The sequence below is a fragment of the Polaribacter litoreus genome, from assembly GCF_054584775.1.
In genome coordinates this window covers 1-21064 of record NZ_JBTLRD010000003.1, presented here as the reverse complement: position 1 = coordinate 21064, position 21064 = coordinate 1, and the positions used below count along the sequence as shown (strand labels likewise).

At 30.9% G+C, this 21064-nt stretch carries 16 protein-coding genes and 2 tRNA genes; 14 read left to right on the top strand and 4 right to left on the bottom strand.

Annotated elements, in window-relative coordinates:
• The first annotated feature begins 38 nt into the window (after positions 1-38).
• From hemL to ACW9UN_RS02605, 8 genes are all read left to right on the top strand, one after another.
• Positions 39-1328, top strand: a complete 1290-nt coding sequence (gene hemL, locus ACW9UN_RS02640) for a glutamate-1-semialdehyde 2,1-aminomutase (protein WP_459484033.1) — start codon at positions 39-41, stop codon at positions 1326-1328.
• Between the two features lie 37 nt (positions 1329-1365).
• Entirely contained in the window at positions 1366-1743 is a 378-nt protein-coding gene (locus tag ACW9UN_RS02635; protein WP_459483639.1) for a GxxExxY protein, read from the top strand.
• Between the two features lie 60 nt (positions 1744-1803).
• Positions 1804-2832, top strand: a complete 1029-nt coding sequence (hemE, locus tag ACW9UN_RS02630; RefSeq protein WP_459483637.1) for a uroporphyrinogen decarboxylase — start codon at positions 1804-1806, stop codon at positions 2830-2832.
• Between the two features lie 239 nt (positions 2833-3071).
• Positions 3072-3557, top strand: a complete 486-nt coding sequence (locus tag ACW9UN_RS02625; RefSeq protein ID WP_459483635.1) for a DUF6973 domain-containing protein — start codon at positions 3072-3074, stop codon at positions 3555-3557.
• 10 nt (positions 3558-3567) lie between these two features.
• Positions 3568-4326, top strand: coding sequence for an EI24 domain-containing protein (locus tag ACW9UN_RS02620; protein WP_459483633.1), 759 nt, complete (start codon positions 3568-3570; stop codon positions 4324-4326).
• A gap of 179 nt (positions 4327-4505) precedes the next feature.
• On the top strand, positions 4506-5453 hold the full coding sequence (locus ACW9UN_RS02615) for a hypothetical protein (RefSeq protein WP_459483631.1): 948 nt from the start codon (positions 4506-4508) through the stop codon (positions 5451-5453).
• Entirely contained in the window at positions 5453-6355 is a 903-nt protein-coding gene (hemF, locus tag ACW9UN_RS02610; protein ID WP_459483629.1) for an oxygen-dependent coproporphyrinogen oxidase, read from the top strand. The genes ACW9UN_RS02615 and hemF overlap by 1 nt, the downstream gene beginning before the upstream one ends.
• A 296-nt stretch (positions 6356-6651) precedes the next feature.
• Entirely contained in the window at positions 6652-8016 is a 1365-nt protein-coding gene (locus ACW9UN_RS02605; protein ID WP_459483627.1) for a dihydrolipoamide acetyltransferase family protein, read from the top strand.
• 319 nt (positions 8017-8335) lie between these two features.
• Here the strand turns inward: ACW9UN_RS02605 and ACW9UN_RS02600 are convergent, their stop codons facing one another.
• Positions 8336-9022 carry a GNAT family N-acetyltransferase gene (locus ACW9UN_RS02600; RefSeq protein ID WP_459483625.1) on the bottom strand — a complete coding sequence of 229 codons (687 nt, stop codon included), beginning with the start codon at positions 9020-9022 and terminating at the stop codon, positions 8336-8338.
• 92 nt (positions 9023-9114) lie between these two features.
• Here ACW9UN_RS02600 and ACW9UN_RS02595 point away from each other — a divergent pair, with 92 nt between their 5' ends.
• Positions 9115-9849, top strand: coding sequence for a DUF6263 family protein (locus tag ACW9UN_RS02595; RefSeq protein WP_459483623.1), 735 nt, complete (start codon positions 9115-9117; stop codon positions 9847-9849).
• 81 nt (positions 9850-9930) lie between these two features.
• Here ACW9UN_RS02595 and ACW9UN_RS02590 read toward each other — a convergent pair whose 3' ends face one another.
• Complete coding sequence (locus ACW9UN_RS02590; protein WP_459483621.1) at positions 9931-12492, bottom strand: ATP-dependent Clp protease ATP-binding subunit; 2562 nt, start codon at positions 12490-12492, stop codon at positions 9931-9933.
• 271 nt (positions 12493-12763) lie between these two features.
• Here ACW9UN_RS02590 and gyrA point away from each other — a divergent pair, with 271 nt between their 5' ends.
• Both gyrA and ACW9UN_RS02580 read left to right on the top strand, forming a co-directional pair.
• Positions 12764-15268 (top strand): DNA gyrase subunit A, encoded by a 2505-nt coding sequence (gyrA, locus tag ACW9UN_RS02585; RefSeq protein WP_459483619.1) that lies wholly within the window; start codon positions 12764-12766, stop codon positions 15266-15268.
• A gap of 21 nt (positions 15269-15289) precedes the next feature.
• Positions 15290-16531, top strand: coding sequence for a tetratricopeptide repeat protein (locus tag ACW9UN_RS02580; RefSeq protein ID WP_459483617.1), 1242 nt, complete (start codon positions 15290-15292; stop codon positions 16529-16531).
• A 72-nt stretch (positions 16532-16603) separates the two neighbouring features.
• Here the strand turns inward: ACW9UN_RS02580 and ACW9UN_RS02575 are convergent, their stop codons facing one another.
• Both ACW9UN_RS02575 and ACW9UN_RS02570 read right to left on the bottom strand, forming a co-directional pair.
• A complete protein-coding gene (locus ACW9UN_RS02575; protein ID WP_459483615.1) occupies positions 16604-17371 on the bottom strand; it encodes a C40 family peptidase in 768 nt (255 codons plus the stop codon).
• Positions 17372-17388: 17 nt separating this feature from the next.
• The gene (locus ACW9UN_RS02570) at positions 17389-18564 is read right to left on the bottom strand and encodes an acetyl-CoA C-acyltransferase (RefSeq protein WP_459483613.1); all 1176 of its coding nucleotides are present in this window, start codon (positions 18562-18564) and stop codon (positions 17389-17391) included.
• 138 nt (positions 18565-18702) lie between these two features.
• On the opposite strand from ACW9UN_RS02570, the gene ACW9UN_RS02565 reads away from it, so the two are divergent.
• The 3 genes from ACW9UN_RS02565 (at position 18703) to ACW9UN_RS02555 (ending at position 21064) form a co-directional block, all read left to right on the top strand.
• The gene (locus tag ACW9UN_RS02565) at positions 18703-20766 is read left to right on the top strand and encodes an HD family phosphohydrolase (RefSeq protein WP_459483611.1); all 2064 of its coding nucleotides are present in this window, start codon (positions 18703-18705) and stop codon (positions 20764-20766) included.
• Positions 20767-20862: 96 nt separating this feature from the next.
• Positions 20863-20945, top strand: a tRNA-Ser gene (locus ACW9UN_RS02560).
• 44 nt (positions 20946-20989) lie between these two features.
• A tRNA-Pro gene (locus ACW9UN_RS02555) sits at positions 20990-21064 on the top strand.

The following is a 21064-nucleotide window of genomic DNA, read 5'->3' as shown; positions in this document are numbered from 1 at the left end:
CTGTACAATTACACAATTCAACAAATAAACAATTACACATTATGTTCAAAAAATCAGAAAAACTATATCAAAAAGGATTAAAAAATCTTGTAGGAGCAGTTAATTCTCCTGTAAGAGCATTTTCTTCAGTTGGTGGAAATCCGTTGTTCATCAAAAAAGCAAAAGGAAGTAAAATTTACGATGTTGATGATAATGAATATGTAGATGTAGTACTTTCTTATGGACCAATGATTTTAGGTCATAGGCATAAAAAAGTAGAAAAAGCAGCGAAAAAAGCACTAAAAAATGGCTATTCTTTTGGCGCATCAACAGAAAACGAAATTAAATTAGCAAAAATTGTTTGTGATGCTTTTCCTGAAATGGATAAAGTTCGTTTTGTAAATTCTGGAACTGAAGCTGTATTAAGTGGAATTCGTTTGGCAAGAGCATATACAGGAAAAGATAAAATTATTAAATTTTCTGGTTGTTATCATGGGCATCAAGATGCATTATTGGTAGCTGCAGGTTCTGGTTTAGCAACGTTAAGTTTACCAGGATCTAAAGGTGTACCTGAAGGAGCCGTTAAAAATACATTAATTGCAGAATACAATAATTTAGAAAGTGTACAAGCTCATTTTGACAAATACGATGATATTGCTGGTGTAATTATAGAACCAATTGGAGGAAATATGGGAGTTGTAATCCCGCAAAACAATTTCCTAAAAGAGTTAAAAGAATTGGCGCATAAAAACGGTGCTGTTTTAATTGCTGATGAAGTAATGACGGGTTTCAGATCTACTTTTGGTGGCGCCCAAGAAAAATTAGGAGTAGTTGCAGATATTACATGCTTAGGTAAAGTAATTGGAGGTGGATTTCCTGTAGGAGCTTACGGAGCAAGAAACGAAATCATGGAAAATGTAGCTCCTTTAGGAGGCATGTATCAAGCAGGAACTTTGTCTGGAAATCCAATTGCAATGGCTGGTGGAATATCAACTTTAACAGAATTGAAAAAACAAAATCCGTATGAAAAGTTCGAAGAAATTGGAGCGATTATAGAAGTTATTTTATTAGAGTCAGCTAAAAAATATAATGTAGATCTTACTGTAAATCGGTTTGGTTCTATGTTAAATCCATTTTTCACAAAAACAAAAGTGACTAATTTTGAAGAAGCTCAAACTTCAGATACAGAAAAATTTGCAGTGTTCTTTTGGGAAATGATTAAAAACGGTGTCTTTTTACCTCCAAGTCAGTTTGAAGCTTGGTTTTTATCATCAGCTTTAACAGAAAAGGATATTAAAATTATTGCAAAAGCAGTTGATAAAGCTATGGAATTAGTTTCAAAGATTTAAACTAACTAATCGTAAAGACTCAGAGTTCGCAAAGAATATGACTGAAAATGAAATTTCAAGAATAATTGTAGATTGTGCATATAAAGTTCACAAAGGTTTAGGTGCTGGTTTGTTAGAAAGCGCTTATGAAGAATGTTTATATTACGAAATAAAGAAAGCTGGACTAAAAGTTGAAAAGCAAAAAGTTTTACCAGTAATTTATTATGAAGTTGAGTTGGTAGCAGGCTATAGGATCGATTTATTAGTTGAGAACAAAGTAATAATAGAATTAAAAGCTGTTGAAAAGTTGAATAATGTACATTTAGCGCAAACATTAACTTATTTAAAACTTTCAGGATGTAGATTAGGTTTACTTATCAATTTTAATGTCGCGCTAATAAAAAACGGAATAAAAAGAGTAGTAAATAATTTATAAACCCTTTTGCGCTCTTATGCGTCTTTGCGGTTGAATACAAAAAGCGGTTAATAAAATAGTATGATTAAAAACGATTTATTTTTAAGAGCATTAAAAGGAGAAACTGTAGAAAGACCTCCAGTCTGGATGATGCGTCAAGCAGGTAGATATTTACCTGAATTTATGGAAATCAAACACAAATACGATTTCTTTACACGTTGTCAAACTCCAGAATTAGCTTCAGAAATTACAGTACAACCTATCAGAAGATATGGTATGGATGCTGCCATTTTGTTTTCAGATATTTTGGTAATTCCACAAGCCATGAATATTGAAGTGGAAATGAAACCAAATTTCGGACCTTATTTACCAAATCCAATCCGTAATCAAAAAGATTTAGATTCAGTAATTATTCCAGATATTCAAGACGCTTTAGGTTATGTAATGGATGCTATTAAAGCCACCAAAGAAAAACTAAATGATGAAATTCCGTTAATTGGTTTTGCAGGCTCACCTTGGACCATCCTTTGCTATTGTGTACAAGGTCAGGGTTCTAAAAATTTCGATAAAGCCAAAGAATTATGTTTTACAAATCCTATTGTAGCACATTCTTTATTGCAAAAAATAACAGACACAACCATTGCCTATTTAAAAGCAAAAGTTGAAGCTGGTGTAAATGCAGTTCAAGTTTTTGATTCTTGGGGAGGCATGTTGTCACCTGTAGATTATCAAGAATTTTCTTGGCAATACATTCAGCAAATTATTGATGCATTAAAAGACCATGCTCCTGTAATTGCATTCGGAAAAGGATGTTGGTTTGCACTTGGAGATATGGCCAAATCTGGCGCTTCTGCTTTAGGTGTAGATTGGACATGTTCTGCAAGAAATGCACGTTATTTATCTGGTGGTCAGATTACTTTACAAGGTAATTTCGATCCATCAAGATTGTTATCTCCGCCAAAAGAAATCAAAAAAATGGTTACTCAAATGATTAACGATTTTGGAAAAGACAGATATATTGTAAATTTAGGACACGGAATTTTACCAAACATTCCTTTAGAAAATGCAAAGGCATTTGTAGATGCAGTAAAAGAATACAAAGCGTCATAAAATAAGAAGTTGGGCGTTACTTTGTTTTGAAAAAAAACAAAGTCGCGCTTTCCATTATATCTTTTTTATGCTGAATTTATTTCAGCATCTTTCCTTATAAAATCGGAATGAATCATTAAATAAAACATTGAATCTAGATTAGCATAAAAAAGGATGTCATTTCAATCGCTAACGCACTTTTTGCTAACTTTTAGAGTTATTAAATACGTAAAAGCTTTTCAAAAATTATTATTACAGAAATGTCTAAATGGAAAATCATAAAAAGCCTAAATTTCAAACAAGTAATTGTGCTTTTTAAGTGGTTTTTAAAACATCCTATTTTTATGTATGCTACTTTTAGAGCAACTGTAAAAACGTTAAGAATTGCTCAAAAGCGATTTCCAAATATTCATAATTTCGATAATAAAGCAAACGCTTTTCGTCACGCACTCTGGAATATTTTAATAGCCAAACAATGTTTAACGTTTAGTTCAGATATAGAACAAGTTTTAGCTTGGACAAAGCAAATTACAGATTGGCATGAAGACTTTTCTCCTAATGAAATTTTAGCCCAAAAGATGGATTTAAAAAATAATCAATTGGGTAGAAAGTGGTTTGTGATCTTGAAAAATGAATCAATAATACAAATTGAACAATATTTAATAAAAAAATTAGACAGCGCTGTAAAAATTAATATGGAATCATCCTTAGATAAAATTGATAATTTGGTATTTTTGGAAGATTAAATGATTTACTATGTTAAAGAATATAATTTTAGGAATTAAAGAATATTCAGGAGCTCTCGAATTAATTTCAAAGTTAAAACTTTGGAAATACTTTATAATACCTGTGCTAATTAGTATTGTTACTGCAGTTTTAATTGGTGTAGAAGCCTATGTTTTGTCTGATAATGTAGGTGGTTTTATTGCAAAAATCTGGATTTGGGATTGGGGTAAAGAAACTTTTTCTAGTATCAGTAATTTTATAGGAGGTATAATTGTATTAATTATTGGGCTTATACTTTACAAACATATTGTAATGGCACTTTCGGCTCCTTTTATGAGTCCTGTTTCAGAAAAAATTGAAAAACACTTTTATGGAGATATCAAACATTTGCATCGTAAAACATCTAACACAGAACAGTTAATTAGAGGTTTACGCATAAATATTAGAAATTTAGCAAAAGAATTATTAATCTCATTACCTATTTTATTGTTGAAATTTATTCCGATAGTAAATATTTTTTCAACCATTTTACTGTTTTTAGTGCAAGCCTATTATGCAGGTTTTGGTAATATGGATTATACTTTAGAACGTCATTTAAATTATAAAGAAAGTGTAGACTTTGTAGGTAGAAATAAAGGTTTTGCCATTGGTAATGGAATTGTATTTATGCTTTTCTTGTTAATTCCTATCATCGGAATTATTGTTGTTTTGCCATTATCAGTAACAGCAGCATCAACCAAAACGTTAAAATTAATACATAATAAGCACGAGCTGGTTTATGAAAAATAATTATTTAGCAAGCCATTCAAATTTCCTGCTAGATCTGAATATTTCTTGCAAGGTTTCCAAAACCTTGTAGGTATATAAATATCTTAGAAATTGTCTAAGAACACCTTTAAAGATTTAAAAACATCCTGCAAGGTTTTGAAAACCTTGTAGCTATATTAAAAGGCAATAATAAACGGAAAATGAAGAACATTTATAAAATTTTTATTTTAAGCTTATTGTTTTTTTTAAGTTCTTGCTCTAATAGAGAATCTTTTTGGATAGATTTTAGTTGGATTCCCATAAATATGGGAGGATATCAATTTGACAAAGCTGCCATTTTCCTCAATTTTAAAATAGATAGTTTTCCAAACCGTTTTTCAGCACAATTTGATACAGGAGCAGAAAGTTTTTTTAAAGAAAACACAATTTCCTCTTTTTTAGAAAATAATACAAAACTGTCAAAAAAACTTGATAAGTTATCAGGGAATAGAAACTTAAATAATTTACCCGTAAAATTAGCGTTAACTAATTTAAATTTAAAATTTAAGGACACTGTAGTACTTCAAAAAAGAGTATTGTTTTACCCAAACACAGGAAAAATATTTACTAAAGAACAGTTTAATACGAGTAGAATTCATTTAGGAACTTTAGGGGTAGATTTATTAAAAAATAAAATTCTTATAATGGACTACGCTTCTAAACGAATGGCAATTTTAGAAGAAATACCTTCGAATTTTAGGATTAAAAAAAGCATACCTTTTGCATTAGATCAAATTAATAGGGTTCATTTACCAATTAAAATAAGAGACAATTCTTATTATGTAATGTTTGATACAGGTTCAAGTATTTTTTCATTAATTACAAGTGATAAAACTATTTGGAATAAGATTAAAAGAAATAGCAATATAGATACTTTAAGTGTTTCTTCTTTTGGAAAATATTATGATGTTTTTAGTTCTACTATAGAAGAAGATATTTATCTTATGCATATGAATTTAAAAAAGCATAAAATACATTACAGCACAAGACCAATGGATGATACTTATCTTAATGGAACAAAAGTTATTGGTACAACTGGAAATAAATTATTTTTAGATAAAGTAATCGCTATTAATTATAAGAATCACTCGTTGAATATTTTAGAATAATGAAAAACAAATTTTACAAATACATAGAAAACCTACAAGATACCATAACTGATAGATTAGAAAAAGTTGACGGTGTTGCTAAATTTCAAGAAGATATTTGGAAAAGAAAAGAAGGTGGTGGAGGTAGAACTAGAGTAATTGAAAATGGTGCAGTTTTCGAAAAAGGAGGTGTAAATATTTCTGCAGTTCATGGAGAATTGCCTGAAGTTTTAAGAAATCAATTTAAGGTAAAAGAAGGTAATTTTTTTGCTTGTGGTTTAAGTTTGGTTTTGCATCCTAAAAATCCTTTTGTACCTACTGTTCATGCAAATTGGCGTTATTTTGAAATGTATGATGAAGCAGGAAATATTGTGACACAGTGGTTTGGTGGTGGACAAGATTTAACACCTTATTATTTGTTTGATGAAGATGCCATTCATTTTCATACGGTTTGTAAATCCGCTTGCGACAAACATCATCCAGAATTTTATCCGAAGTTTAAAAAAACTTGTGACGATTATTTTTGGAATGCGCATAGAAATGAAGCTCGTGGAATTGGAGGTTTATTTTTCGATTATTTAAAAGAAACAGACGAGTTTTCTATTGAAGATCGTTACCAATTTGTTACTGAGGTTGGTAATAGTTTTTTAGAAAGTTATGTGCCAATTGTTGATAGAAGAAAAGAAATAGAATACAAGCAAGAACATAAAGATTGGCAAGAAGTTCGTAGAGGTAGATATGTGGAATTCAACTTGGTACATGATAGAGGGACTTTATTTGGTTTAAAAACCAATGGAAGAATAGAAAGTATTCTAATGAGTTTACCACCTGTTGTACAATGGAAATACAATCATCAACCAAAAGAAAATTCTGAAGAATCTAGATTATTAGATGTTTTAGCAAAACCTAAAAGCTGGGTTTAATATAGCTCAATAGTTTATCATACTAAAAACATGTTTTGAATGATCTCGAATTAAAAGTAAAACAAATATTTTTTTTAAAATAGTACGAGATTTTAAAAATTGAAAATTTCCCTAACATTATCGAATAATTATATATTTTGCATTAATATTGAATTGTGTGCTGTAAAAAAGCTGATATTAGGTTTTATTTTATGAATAATGTAATTTAATAAAAAATATGTTTTTCGATTTTAGGTATTTTTTAAGAAAAAATGATCCCTTTTTCGTACTTTTGCAAAACCTTAAAAAGTAAAAAAATGGCAAGATTTGAATTGAAGTTACCAAAAATGGGAGAAAGTGTTGCAGAAGCAACTATAACTTCTTGGTTAAAAGAGGTAGGAGACATCATTGAATTAGATGAAGCTGTTGTAGAAATTGCTACTGATAAAGTTGATTCAGAAGTGCCAAGTGAAGTAGAGGGTACATTACTCGAAATTTTATTTGAAAAAGACGCTGTAGTTGGTGTTGGAGAAACCATTGCTATTATAGAAACTGAAGGCGAAGATTCAAATTCTACAGATATTTCAAAAGATATTGAGCAAACTTCTCCACAAGACCAATCTCATATAGAAGAGGTAGAAAAAAGCATAGAAAAGGCCGCTGAAATTACAACAACGCCAATTTTAAAAACTTCAGATTCTGGTAAGTTTTATTCGCCATTGGTAAGAAATATAGCTCAAACTGAAGGGGTTTCCATGGAAGAGTTAGAAAACATAGCAGGTACAGGAAAAGAAGGTAGAGTAACCAAAAATGACATTTTAGGATATATTGAAAATAGAACTAACACTTCTGTCATTTCGAGTGCAGTCGAGAAATCTAGTTCTACAGAGAAATCTCAACCAAAAAAGGAAACTGTCAAATCTAACGCAGTGAATACTTCTTCAACAAAAGCAGCTCCTGTTTCTGTAAATGGTGGAGATGAAATCATCGAAATGAGTAGAATGGGTAAACTGATAGCCAAACACATGGTAGCTTCAGTGCAAACCTCTGCACACGTGCAATCTTTTATAGAAATTGATGTTACCAATCTTGTAAAATGGAGGAATAAAGTTAAAGATGCTTTCTTAAAAAGAGAAGGAGAAAAATTAACGTTTACTCCTATTTTAATGCAAGCAGTGGCTTCTACCATCAAAAAATATCCGTTAATTAATATTGCTGTTGATGGTGATAAAATTATCAAAAAGAAAAATATTAACTTAGGTATGGCAGCAGCTTTGCCTGATGGTAATTTAATAGTACCTGTAATTAAAAATGCAGATCAGTTAAATTTAGTTGGGATGACAAAATCGGTAAATGATTTGGCATCTAGAGCAAGAAACAATAACCTGAAACCAGATGAAATTCAAGACGGAACTTATACCGTAACTAATGTGGGTAGTTTTGGATCTGTAATGGGTACCCCAATTATCAACCAGCCTCAAGTGGCTATTTTAGCTTTAGGAGCAATTAGAAAAGTACCAGCAGTAATTGAAACTCCAGAAGGTGATTTTATAGGGATAAGACAAAAAATGTTTGTTTCTCATTCTTACGATCATAGAGTAGTAAATGGCGCCTTAGGGGGTATGTTTATAAAAACATTAAAAGAAATTTTAGAATCTTGGGATGTTAATCAAGATTTTTAAACTGTTCTATGAAATGTGACGTTCTGAAAATAGCAAAACATATAGTAAGTGCTAGTTTTTAATAATTTTTTAAAAACCATTTGTACGATTATAAATCAAAACTACATTACTTTGTGTATTTAAATGCTGTGTATTGCTTTAGCCTAAGCACCATTTGTTTGGTTTTCGATTTTTTTATCAATATTTCTAATGGTGATATAATATTCGTCTTGTTACCAGAAATAATTTTAAATTGAAGCAGTTTTTATTAAAATTTGCTGTTACAAAGTTCTTTTGTTTGATGAAAGATTAATGAGGATTATAAAGTTTTCTTATTTTCTTATTTTTTTCCATACAGCCACCAATTCATATCTCTACTAATTTTATAGCCTAATTTTTCGTATAGTTGTATTGCAGCATTTTCTTTATTGGTGTGTAAAATCGGTAGCTTATTTTCTTTTAAAATTTCATTTGTAGCATGTGCTACCAATTGCTTTGCATAACCTCTGTTAGTATAATTTGGATGTGTAACTACAGCACTAATTTCAATAAAAGAATAAGTTTGCATTCTTTGACCGGTAATGGCCACCAATTGATTATCTTTAAAAATACCGTAAAAATTACCAAGTTTAAAACTTTTTTTCTGATAATAGCCAGGCATTACCATTCTAATTAAATTGTAAATATCATCTAAATAGTTTTCAGTCAATAATATAATTTCGTCACTTATGGGGGTGGCTATACTACGATCTAAAACCATTTGACAGCCTTCTATTTTTTGCTTTAAAACTACTTTTGAGCTTTTTAAAATAGGAGTTTTATCTTCAGAAACAAAAAAGAAATTAGCAGCGTTTTCTACAAAATCATTTGTTGCTACTTCTGTTTTAGAACGGTCTATAAAAGCGCCAAAACTTAATATTTCTGAATTGTAAAATTTAACACTATCAAAATTAACAGAGAATTTTTTATGTGTTTCTTTTAAAGAATACCAAACAGGGTTTTTTAATTTATCTTTTAAAGTTATCATTTTGTATAAAAGTATTAAAAAAAGGAGATAAATCTGAAGTTCTTTTACTTTTGTTATCTTAAATTAGCAACTTAAAACAAAAATAAATAAAAATGAAAAAATTAGTATTCCTCCTTATTGCTGTCATTACAGTTAATCTTGCTGCTCAAGAATCTGTTGTATTACGATATAATTATAAAAAAGGTGATATTTATCAAATAAAAATGTTGATGAGCCAAGATATGGGGGCAGTTATGTCTCAAAAAACGGGCTCAATAATGACTCAAAAAACCATTGATGTAGTAGGAGATACCATTGTAAATCAAACTAAAATTGATAAGATGGTTATGGATATGAACCAAGGAGGGCAAGAAATGAATTACGATTCTTCTAAAAAAGAAGAAGATTTAGATGCTGCTGGCAAAATGATGAAAGAGCAAATGAAACCCATTCTATCTGCTTTAGTAACTACTAAATCTAATGGTTTAGGTGAAGTTTTTAGTACAGTTATAGAGCCAAATATTCCTCAGGTTGCTCAAATGGGAAATAAAGGTTCTAGTGTTGTATATCCAAAAGAGGCATTAAAAGTTGGGTCTTTTTGGTCTTCTACAAATAATGAAAGTGGTATGACAATGGCTATGAAGTATACTGTAAAATCCATTTCAGATAAAGTAGTGATGCTAACTGTTAGTGGAGATATTAGTGGTATGGGTTCAGGAACTATTTCTGGTGATATGACAATTGATAGAAGCTCGGGTGTAGCTTCAGAAACTCAATTAAAGATGAAATTGGATATCCAAGGCCAGCAAATGTTGATGAGTGTAGAAGGATCTATGGAAAAGTTGTAAATTATTTTTTAAATAAAAAGATAAAATAAAAAAAAGCTCGCAATTTGCGAGCTTTTTGTTTGCTGTAATTATTTGTGCTTTCTAATTACTTTCTGTTCTAGTTTCAGGTTTCTTTTCGCCTTTCTCAATTGTAATGGTCAATTCATCTTTAACATCATCAAAATCCATAGCAATAGTATCTCCTTCTGTTAATTTAGAGTTTACAATTTCTTCTGCCAAGGCATCTTCTATGTATTTCTGAATAGCTCTTTTTAAAGGTCTAGCACCATATTTTTTATCAAAGCCTTTATCAGCAATATAATCTTTGGCTTTTTCACTTAAATTTAAAGTATAGCCTAAATCAGAAATTCTATGTAAAAGTTTGTCTAATTCTATATCAATAATAGAGTGGATATCTTTTCTTTCTAAAGCATTAAATACAATTACGTCATCAATTCTGTTTAAGAATTCTGGGGCAAAAGATTTCTTTAAAGCACCTTCTATAACAGATTTTGCATGTGCATCTGCTTGTTCTTTTCTAGAGGATGTACCAAAACCAACTCCACCACCAAAGTCTTTTAATTGACGGGCACCAATGTTAGATGTCATGATAATAATGGTGTTTCTAAAATCAATTTTTCTACCCAAACTATCTGTAATATGTCCATCATCTAAGATTTGAAGCAACATATTAAACACATCTGGATGCGCTTTTTCAATTTCGTCTAATAGAATTACTGAGTAAGGTTTTCTACGCACTTTTTCAGTTAACTGTCCACCTTCTTCGTAACCAACATAGCCAGGAGGCGCACCAATTAAACGAGATATCGCAAATTTTTCCATGTATTCACTCATGTCAATTCTAATTAAAGAATCGTCAGAATCAAACAATTCGCGAGCCAAAATTTTTGCCAATTGTGTTTTACCAACTCCAGTTTGTCCTAAGAAAATAAAAGAACCAATTGGTTTGTTAGGGTCTTTTAACCCAACCCTGTTTCTTTGAATTGCTTTTACCACTTTAGTAACTGCTTCATCTTGGCCAATAACTTTACCTTTAATCATTGCTGGTAATTCGTGTAATCTATGACTTTCTGCTTCTGCAACTCTATTTACAGGAATTCCTGTCATCATAGAAACTACTTCTGCTACATTATCTTCAGTAACAATTTCTCGGTTTAATTTAGAATCATCTTCCCATTGTTTTTGAGCAGAATTTAAAGCAGCCTCCATATTCTTTTCATCGTCTCTTAACTTGGCAGCTTCTTCATATTTTTGACCATTTACCGCTTTTGTTTTTTTATCACGAATGATTTCTAATTGCGCTTCTAATTCTAAAACTTGTTTAGGTACTACAATATTAGTGATATGAATTCGTGAACCTGCTTCATCTAAAGCATCAATGGCTTTGTCTGGCAAGTATCTGTCTGTCATATATCTATTTGTTAAATTTACACAGGCTTCAATGGCATCATCAGTAAAATCTACGTTGTGATGTTCTTCGTATTTGCCTTTAATGTTGTGTAAAATTTGTATGGTTTCTTCAACAGTAGTAGGGTCTACAATTACCTTTTGAAAACGACGTTCTAAAGCTCCGTCTTTTTCGATATTTGTTCGAAACTCATCTAAAGTTGTAGCACCAATACATTGAATTTCGCCTCTTGCTAAAGCTGGTTTTAACATGTTAGATGCATCTAAAGAACCAGTTGCACCACCTGCGCCAACAATGGTGTGAATTTCATCAATAAAAAGAATAATATCATCATTCTTTTCCAATTCATTCATTAATGCTTTCATACGTTCTTCGAACTGACCTCTGTATTTTGTACCAGCAACTAAGCTGGCTAAATCTAAAGAAACAATTCTTTTATCAAACAAAATTCGAGATACTTTTCGATCTACAATTCGTAAAGCCAAACCTTCTGCAATGGCAGATTTACCCACACCAGGTTCTCCAATTAACATTGGATTGTTTTTCTTTCTACGACTTAAAATTTGAGAAACACGTTCTATTTCTTTTTGTCTACCAACAACAGGATCTAATTTTCCTTTTTCCGCCAAATCTGTTAAATCACGTCCAAAATTATCTAAAACAGGCGTTTTTGATTTTTTATTGGTTTTGCCTTGTTGTTTTTGTTCAAAAGGATTGGGTTTATCAGAAGCATATTCATCGTCAGAAGGTGTTTCTGCAATTGGGTTTGTAGGTAGATCGATATCAGAATCATCTACGTGCAGTTGTTTGTATAAAGCTTTAGCCTCATCATAATTAACGTGGTATTTCTGAATTAACTTTGTAGTAGGGTCATTTTCATTACGCAATACACAAAGCAATAAATGCGCAGTGTCTATAGCCTCACTTTGATACAATTTAGCCTCTAAAAAAGTTGTTTTTAATGCCTTTTCTGCTTGCCTAGTTAATCGTAAACTTGGCTTATCTGTTTGTTCTGTAAATGTTGGGTTTGATGGATTTAATTGCTCTAGTTTTTTGCGTAATAGCATTAAGTCAACATCAAATGCTGTTAAAATTTCTATTGCTTTTCCTTCTCCTTTTCTTATCAAACCGAGTAAAAGATGCTCAGTGCCAATAAATTCGTGCCCTAATCTTAAAGCTTCTTCTTTACTGAATGTGATTACATCTCTAACTTTTGGTGAAAAATTATCGTCCATATTTCTTTCTTTCTTATTTGATGTGATGTAAATTTAGTCCTTTTTTATCAAAAAAATTACAAAAAAGATGCCATTATAAAAAACTGACAGTTTGACTTGTACGACAAGGTAGAAAACCATTGGAAATCAAGCAAATAATATAGTGTTAAAAATTATTAAAAAATGTTGATAACTCTACTGTTTTGAAAAGCCGAAATCCTTTGCTAGTACTAAGAGAAATCGTATCTTGCCATGTTTTAAATTTTAGCGTAAATACTAATAAGAATTATATATGGCAGACGGAGAAAAATTAATTCCGATTAATATTGAAGAGCAGATGAAATCTGCATACATTGATTATTCAATGTCAGTAATAGTTTCAAGGGCATTACCAGATGTAAGAGATGGTTTAAAACCTGTTCATAGAAGGGTTTTGTATGGAATGCATGAGTTAGGGATTAAAGCAACTGGAGCGTATAAAAAATCTGCAAGAATTGTTGGAGAAGTGTTAGGTAAATATCATCCACATGGAGATACTTCTGTTTACGATTCTATGGTGCGTATGGCACAAGATTGGAGTGTGCGTTATATGATGGTAGATGGCCAAGGTAACTTTGGTTCAGTAGATGGAGATTCTCCTGCTGCAATGCGTTATACTGAGGTAAGAATGCAAAAAATATCAGAAGAAATGCTAGCTGATATTGAAAAAGAAACTGTAGACCACACCTTAAATTTTGATGATACTTTACAAGAGCCTACTGTTTTGCCTACTCGTATTCCAAACTTGTTAGTAAATGGTGCTTCTGGTATTGCTGTAGGTATGGCTACAAATATGGCGCCTCATAATTTAACAGAAGTAATTAATGGTACTGTTGCTTACATTGATAATAGAGATATAGAAATTGATGAACTCATGCAACACGTAACAGCACCTGATTTTCCTACAGGTGGTATAATTTACGGTTATGATGGGGTAAGAGATGCTTTTCATACAGGTCGTGGACGTATTGTTATGCGCGCAAAAGCCATAATAGAAGAGGTTAAAGGGCGTGAGTGTATTGTAGTTACTGAAATTCCTTACCAAGTGAATAAAGCAGATATGATTAAGAAAACTGCTGACTTGGTTAATGAAAAGAAAATTGAAGGTATTGCCAATATTAGAGATGAATCTGATAGAAACGGAATGCGAATCGTTTATATTTTAAAACGTGATGCAATACCTAATATTGTTTTAAATAAATTATTCAAGTATACACAATTACAAACTTCTTTTAGTGTAAATAATATTGCTTTGGTAAAAGGAAGACCAGAACAATTAAATCTAAAACAGTTAATCCATTATTTTGTAGAGCACAGGCATGAGGTAATTGTAAGAAGAACAGAATTTGAACTTAAAAAGGCTGAAGCGAGAGCGCATATTTTAGAAGGATTAATTGTAGCTTCAGATAATATCGATGAAGTTATTGCAATTATTAGAGGTTCTTCTAATGCAGACGAAGCAAGAGTAAAATTAATTGAACGTTTCGAATTATCAGAAATTCAAGCAAAAGCAATTGTAGAAATGCGTTTGCGTCAGTTAACAGGTTTAGAACAAGATAAATTGCGTTCTGAGTATGAGGAAATAATGCTTACCATTACTGATTTGAAAGATATTTTAGCTAATGAGCCTAGACGCTATCAAATCATTAAGGATGAGTTGCTAAAAATAAAAGAAAAATACGGTGATGAACGCAGGTCTACCATAGAATATGCAGGCGGAGATATGCGAATCGAAGATATGATTCCTGATACCAAAGTTGTGGTAACCATATCTAATGCTGGGTATTTAAAACGTACAAATCTTGATGAATATAAGGTTCAGAATAGAGGAGGTAGAGGGCAAAAAGGAGCAACTACTAGAAATGAAGATTTCTTAGAGCATTTATTTGTAGGTACAAACCATCAATACATGTTGTTCTTTACGCAAAAAGGAAAAGTATTCTGGATGCGTGTTTATGAAATTCCTGAAGGAGGTAAAAATACCAAAGGTAGGGCAATGCAAAACTTAATCAACATAGAACAAGATGATAAAGTAAAAGCATTTTTGGTAACCCAAGATTTAAAAGATGAAGCATACATTAATAGTCATTATGTTATTATGGCTACAAGAAAAGGTCAAGTTAAAAAAACATCTTTAGAGCAATACTCACGTCCAAGAACTAACGGAATTAATGCCATCACCATAAAAGAAGATGATGAATTATTAGAAGCAAAATTAACTACTGGAGATAGCCAAGTAATGTTGGCGTTAAAATCTGGTAAAGCCATTCGTTTTGAAGAAGCTAAAACTCGTCCAATGGGTAGAACTGCTTCTGGTGTTAGAGGAATAACTTTACAGCACGAAAATGATGAGGTTATTGGTATGGTTGCTGTAAATGATATGGAGAGTAATATTTTGGTAGTTTCTGAAAGAGGATATGGTAAGCGCTCAAAATTAGAAGATTATAGAATTACAAATAGAGGTGGAAAAGGGGTAAAAACATTAAATATTTCTGATAAAACCGGTAACCTTGTAGCTATTAAAAATGTTGACGATTCTAACGATTTAATGATTATTAATAAATCTGGAATTATTATTAGAATGGCAGTTGAAGATTTAAGAGTTATGGGACGTGCCACCCAAGGGGTACGATTGATAAATATTAAAGATGATGACAGTATTGCTGCTGTTGCTAAAGTAGTAAACGAAGACGATTCCGATGAAGCAGCTGAAAATGGCACGGAAATTGAAAACAACACAAATGAAAACCAAGAATAACAATAAATAAAATAGAGTAAAATGAAAAATCAAATATTAGCACTTTCATTAGGATTAATGTCAATTGGAATGTTTGGGCAAAAAAATGAAATTAAAGCTGCAGAAAAAGCTTTAAAAAAGAATGATTTTAAAACAGCAAAACAAACTATTGAATCAATAGACGAAAGCGCTGTTGAAGATAAGTACAAAGCAAAGTACTATTTTTTAAAAGGTGCTGCTTATGGAAAATCTAATGTAGAAAAAGCTGCTGCAGCTTACAATAAATTGTTTGCTTATGAAAATGAAATAGGAAAGCAAAAATATTCTAAAGAAGCAAGACCAAAACTAAACACGTTAGTTCAGTTTGTATCTGATAAAGCTATTAAAGCTTATAATGAAGATAAAGACTATAAAACAGCTACAAAGAATTTTTATTTAACCTATAAATTAAGTCCAAAAGACACCAGTTATTTATACAATGCAGCAGTTAGTGCTTCTTTAAATAAAGATTATGATACTTCTTTGAAATATTATAATGAATTGAAAGAGATCGGATACACAGGTAAAACTGCACAATATTTAGCAACAAACAAAGCCTCTGGTCAAGTAGAAGCTTTTCCAAGTAAAGAATTAAGAGACGTTTCTGTTAGATCAAAATCTCACACAAATCCGGTAGAAAAATATACCGAATCAAAACAAGCAGATATCATTAAAAATATTGGATATATCTTAATCAACCAAGGTAAAACAAATGAGGCAATTGTTGCAATTAAAGAAGCAAGAAAGTCTAATCCAAAAGATTTAAACTTATTGTTAAATGAAGCTCAATTATACATAAAATTAGAGCAGATGGATAAGTTTGGAGCGTTAATGCAAGAAGCAATAGAATTAGATCCAAACAACCCAACGTTATTTTTTAATTTAGGTGTTGTAAATCAAAATGAAGGGAAAACAGAAGAGGCAATTTCTTATTATAAAAAAGCAATTGAAATAAAGCCAGATTATGGAGATGCTTATATGAATTTAGCAGTAGCTATTTTATCAAAAGAACAAGCTATTGTTGAAGAAATGAACAAGAATTTATCTAATTTTAAAAAATATGATGAGTTAGAGAAAAAGCAAAAAGCCTTGTATAAAAAGGCGTTGCCATACTTAGAAAAAGCAGATGAATTAAATAGATCTGAAGATACTGTAAAATCTCTTTTAAATATATATGATGTATTGTTGATGACTGAAAAAGCAGATGCACTTAGACCTATTTATAAAGAAATGAGAGGGCAGTAAAAAACTCTTACTATCCTTTTTTTTAAAAAAAGAGCTGTTTGACAAGTAAATCTACTTTTCAGACAGCTTTTTTTATATTATCTTTTTAATAACTCTTAATTTATGTGTATGGGCTTGTAAATCAGAATTAAAAATACCACTATGATCTAAAGTATCAATTCTTACTTTTCCATGTGCATGAATTATATGGTAATCTTTTAAAATGATGCCTACATGTATTATTTCTCCTTCTTCATCATCAAAAAAAGCCAAATCACCAGGTTCACTCTCTTCAATAAAACTTAAAACTTCACCTTGTTTTGCTTGGGCACATGCATCTCTATTAAGTTGATAACCACATATTTTGTATACCATTTGAGTAAAACCAGAGCAATCAATACCAAATGGAGTTTTTCCACCCCATAAAAAAGGGGTATTTAAAAAAATAAACGCTTTTTGTACAATTTCTGTTTTAGGAAGCTTTCCAGAAAAGAAAGCTCCATCAAATCGAAATTTTCTATGATTTAAATAAAATTCTTTGTTTTTAAAAAAAGGTAATCTAGATCCGAAAGGAATTGTAAAGAAATTTTTATCCTGGTCTGTAACAAAGTCTATAATTTCACCAGCATAAGTTTCATTTTCATTAGCAAGATTAAAAAACTCATTTTCAGAAATAACCTCAAACTGTTTATTATCTAAATAACCTTCGCAACCATCAAAAGATAATTTAATTTTACTCCATTGTTTATTGCTCTCAAGAATTGTTAAACTTTCTCCAAACAAAACCTGACTAATCATTTCTGATTTGTCTGAAGGAGCCGATCGTAAGGCTACAATGCTTAAGTTACAAATTGCGTACAAATTGATATCTGCTAAATTTAAATACGTTCAATAATTAATGCACTAGCGCCACCACCACCATTACAAATAGCAGCAGCACCAATTTTTGCGTTATTTTGTTTTAAAATAGAGGTTAGGGCAATTACAATTCTGGCTCCAGAAACTCCTAATGGATGGCCAAGAGAAACAGCACCTCCATTTACATTTACTTTATCATCACTAATATTTAATATTTTCATATTAGCCAAACCAACAATTGAAAATGCTTCGTTTAACTCAAAATAATCAACATCATCAATAGAAATTTTTGCTTTTTCCAGCGCCTTGGGTAATGCTTTTGCGGGTGCAGTTGTAAACCATTTTGGCTCTTGGGCAGCATCAGCATAGCTTACAATTTTTGCAAGCGGAGTTAGGTTAAGTGTTTTTGCTTTATCTGCAGACATTAATACTAAAGCTGCACCACCATCATTTATTGTTGATGCGTTAGCAGCAGTAACAGTACCTTGTTTAGTAAAAGCTGGTCTTAATGCAGGTATTTTTTCTATTTTAACATTTTTATACTCTTCATCTTCAGAGAAAATAATGGGTTCGCCACGTCTTTGAGGAATGGTAACAGGTACAATTTCTTCGTCAAACTTTCCATCATTCCAGGCTTTAGCAGCTCTTTTGTAAGACTGTATAGCAAATGTATCTTGATCTTCTCTAGTAAATTTGTATTCTGTAGCACACTCATCAGCACAAACGCCCATTGCTACTTTTCCGTAAGCATCAACCAAACCATCTTTTTGCATTCCGTCTTCCATTGCAATTGGTCCGAATTTAGAGCCTTTTCTTGCATGTTGATAATGGGGTATTGCACTCATGTTTTCCATTCCTCCTGCAACAACAATATCAGCATCACCTAAAGCAATGGTTTGAGCCGCCAGCATTATCGATTTCATGCCAGAGGCACAAACTTTATTAATAGTTGTACATGGTACAGTTTCAGGAATACCTGCATAAATGGCGGCTTGCCTTGCAGGCGCTTGTCCTAAACCAGCAGAAACTACATTTCCCATAAAAACTTCTTGAACTAAATTGGGGTCTAAATTAATTTTATCTAAAGCGCCTTTTATGGCAATAGATCCTAATTTCGTAGCAGAAATGGTAGATAAACTCCCCATAAAACTTCCTATTGGGGTTCTTGCAACAGATACTATTACTACATCTTTCATAAATTATTGAATATTTTGTTGATGTGCTTTTTGCATCCGCTAAAATAACCATTTTAAATCAAAAAGAAATTGTATTAAAATTGTAATTTTTAGCCTTCGTATATTTACAGTAAGTTTGTTGAATTAACAAAAGCATATATGAGTGAATTTGTAAATAAAATTTATAGGCATAATACCATAATTTATAAAGTAATTTTGTTTTTAATTACTACAATTGCTATCGTGTATTTGTTTCCAAAAGGTGGCCAATTTAAGTACGATTTTAGTAACGGACAACTCTGGAAATATGATAACCTATATGCTACTTTTGATTTTGCTATTCAAAAAACTGAAGAAGAAATTAACCAAGAAAAACAAAATATTAAAAAAAATGCAAAATTATATTTTTTGTATGATGCAGAAATTGTTAGTCAAGTAAATGCTGTTTTTAAGACGAAACTAAATCAATTAAATACCAACGATTCTCTTACTGATCTTGATTTTATAAGCTTAAAAAACATTGGAAATAACATTATACAAAAGGTTTATGAAATTGGTTTTTTAGAAGGTATTAGCGAAAATCAGATTTATAACAACAATGAAATTATAGCTTTAAAAAAAGAAAATGAAGTACAGGATATTTTGTTTAAAAGTTTACGCACTTCTAAAGATGTTTTACAAATAATTAAAAACAATTTGGGAGGCGAACCTTATTCTTATGGTCAAGAAATACTTTTAGATATTTTAGCAAGTATTATAAAACCTAATGTTTCTTTCGATAAAACTTTAACAGATAAAATTATTGAAAACGAAATTAAAAATATTTCTTACACAAAAGGAAAAGTTTCTGAAGGTGAGCTTATAATTTTTAAAGGAGATATTGTTGAAGGAAAAAAATTAGCCATTTTAAATTCTTTAAAAAGTGAATCTGAATCAAAAGTATGGAAAGACTCTAATTATAATTGGATTATTTTTGGGTATACTATTTTAGTAGCCTTAGCACTCTTGATGTTGTTACTTTTTTTATCTAAATACAGAACAGAGATATTTGATAACAATAATAAAGTAACTTTTATATTTTTTAATGTTTTTGCTATTATTTTTATTCAAACTTTAGTCATTAAATATAATTCAGATTATTTATACGTCGTTCCTTTAAGTATTTTACCTATTATTATTAAAGCTTTTTTTGATGCAAGGTTAGGGTTGTTTACTCATGTTTTAACAGTTTTACTCTTGGGCTATATTGTTCCTGATAGTTTTGAGTTTATTTACCTACATATAATTGCGGGTATTGTAACTATTTTAACAGTTTCAGAATTATATAAAAGAGCTAATCTGTTTATTTCTGTGGCTCAAATAACATTGATTTATATGTTGACTTATTTTGCTTTTTCAATTATTAAAGAAGGAAATGCGTCTCAATTAAATTTAAATTATTTTATGCTATTTACCGCAAATGGTTTGCTATCATTTTTATCAATAATCCTTATTTATATTTTTGAAAAAGTATTTGGTTTGGTGTCAGATGTTACGCTTTTAGAGTTGTCTAATACCAACTCTAAACTGCTTAGAGAATTGAATGAAAAAGCTCCAGGTACATTTCAGCACTCTATGCAAGTAGCAAATTTAGCAGAAGCAGCTGCCAATGAAATTGGAGCAAATTCAATGTTAGTTAGAACAGGAGCATTATATCACGATATTGGAAAAATGTTAAATCCAATGTATTTTACAGAAAACCAGTCCACAGGAGTAAATCCACATAACGATTTATCACCAAGAGATAGCTCAACAATTATTACAAATCATGTCATAAAAGGCGTAGAGTTAGCAAAAAAACATAATTTACCAGATAGAGTTATCGACTTTATTAGAACACATCATGGAACGAGTTCTACGTATTATTTTTATAAGAAGGAGCAAGAGTTAAACCCTGATACCGAAGTTAATATTGATAAATTTAAATATAAAGGTCCAATACCATTCTCTAAAGAAACTGCTATTTTAATGATGTGTGATGCTGCAGAAGCTGCTTCTAAAAGTATTAAAAATCCAACAGCACAATCTATTAACGATTTAATAGATAAAATTATAGCAAAACAGATGGCAGATAATCAATTTTTGAACTCTGATATTACTTTTAGAGAAATTGAAGTTATAAAAAAAATCATTAAAAAGAAGTTGATGAACATCTATCATTTAAGAATTGAATATCCTGAGTAAAAAAATGATAAAAAGTTAAAAAAAATTTGGTGATTTATAATTCTTAAATTACATTTGCACTCGCAATTTATAACAAGCACTTTTGTTTGTATAAAAGGAGAGGTGGCAGAGTGGTAATGCAGCAGATTGCTAATCTGTCGACCTTTTTGGTCGCCAGGGTTCGAGTCCCTGTCTCTCCGCAGAAAATGTTTTAAAATGTAAATTTCTAATTTACATTTTAATTCGGGGTGTAGCGTAGCCCGGTTATCGCGCCTCGTTTGGGACGAGGAGGTCGCAGGTTCGAATCCTGCCACCCCGA

What these genes read in the sequence shown, in the direction of transcription:
- ACW9UN_RS02625 (WP_459483635.1), top strand. Translation starts at nt 3,072, where the DNA reads ATGTCTAAATGGAAAATCATAAAAAGCCTAAATTTCAAACAAGTAATT.
- ACW9UN_RS02635 (WP_459483639.1), top strand. Translation starts at nt 1,366, where the DNA reads ATGACTGAAAATGAAATTTCAAGAATAATTGTAGATTGTGCATATAAA.
- ACW9UN_RS02580 (WP_459483617.1), top strand. Translation starts at nt 15,290, where the DNA reads ATGAAAAATCAAATATTAGCACTTTCATTAGGATTAATGTCAATTGGA.
- hemF (WP_459483629.1), top strand. Translation starts at nt 5,453, where the DNA reads ATGAAAAACAAATTTTACAAATACATAGAAAACCTACAAGATACCATA.
- ACW9UN_RS02595 (WP_459483623.1), top strand. Translation starts at nt 9,115, where the DNA reads ATGAAAAAATTAGTATTCCTCCTTATTGCTGTCATTACAGTTAATCTT.
- ACW9UN_RS02615 (WP_459483631.1), top strand. Translation starts at nt 4,506, where the DNA reads ATGAAGAACATTTATAAAATTTTTATTTTAAGCTTATTGTTTTTTTTA.
- ACW9UN_RS02600 (WP_459483625.1), bottom strand. Translation starts at nt 9,022, where the DNA reads ATGATAACTTTAAAAGATAAATTAAAAAACCCTGTTTGGTATTCTTTA.
- hemE (WP_459483637.1), top strand. Translation starts at nt 1,804, where the DNA reads ATGATTAAAAACGATTTATTTTTAAGAGCATTAAAAGGAGAAACTGTA.
- gyrA (WP_459483619.1), top strand. Translation starts at nt 12,764, where the DNA reads ATGGCAGACGGAGAAAAATTAATTCCGATTAATATTGAAGAGCAGATG.
- ACW9UN_RS02570 (WP_459483613.1), bottom strand. Translation starts at nt 18,564, where the DNA reads ATGAAAGATGTAGTAATAGTATCTGTTGCAAGAACCCCAATAGGAAGT.
- ACW9UN_RS02620 (WP_459483633.1), top strand. Translation starts at nt 3,568, where the DNA reads ATGTTAAAGAATATAATTTTAGGAATTAAAGAATATTCAGGAGCTCTC.
- ACW9UN_RS02605 (WP_459483627.1), top strand. Translation starts at nt 6,652, where the DNA reads ATGGCAAGATTTGAATTGAAGTTACCAAAAATGGGAGAAAGTGTTGCA.
- ACW9UN_RS02590 (WP_459483621.1), bottom strand. Translation starts at nt 12,492, where the DNA reads ATGGACGATAATTTTTCACCAAAAGTTAGAGATGTAATCACATTCAGT.
- ACW9UN_RS02565 (WP_459483611.1), top strand. Translation starts at nt 18,703, where the DNA reads ATGAGTGAATTTGTAAATAAAATTTATAGGCATAATACCATAATTTAT.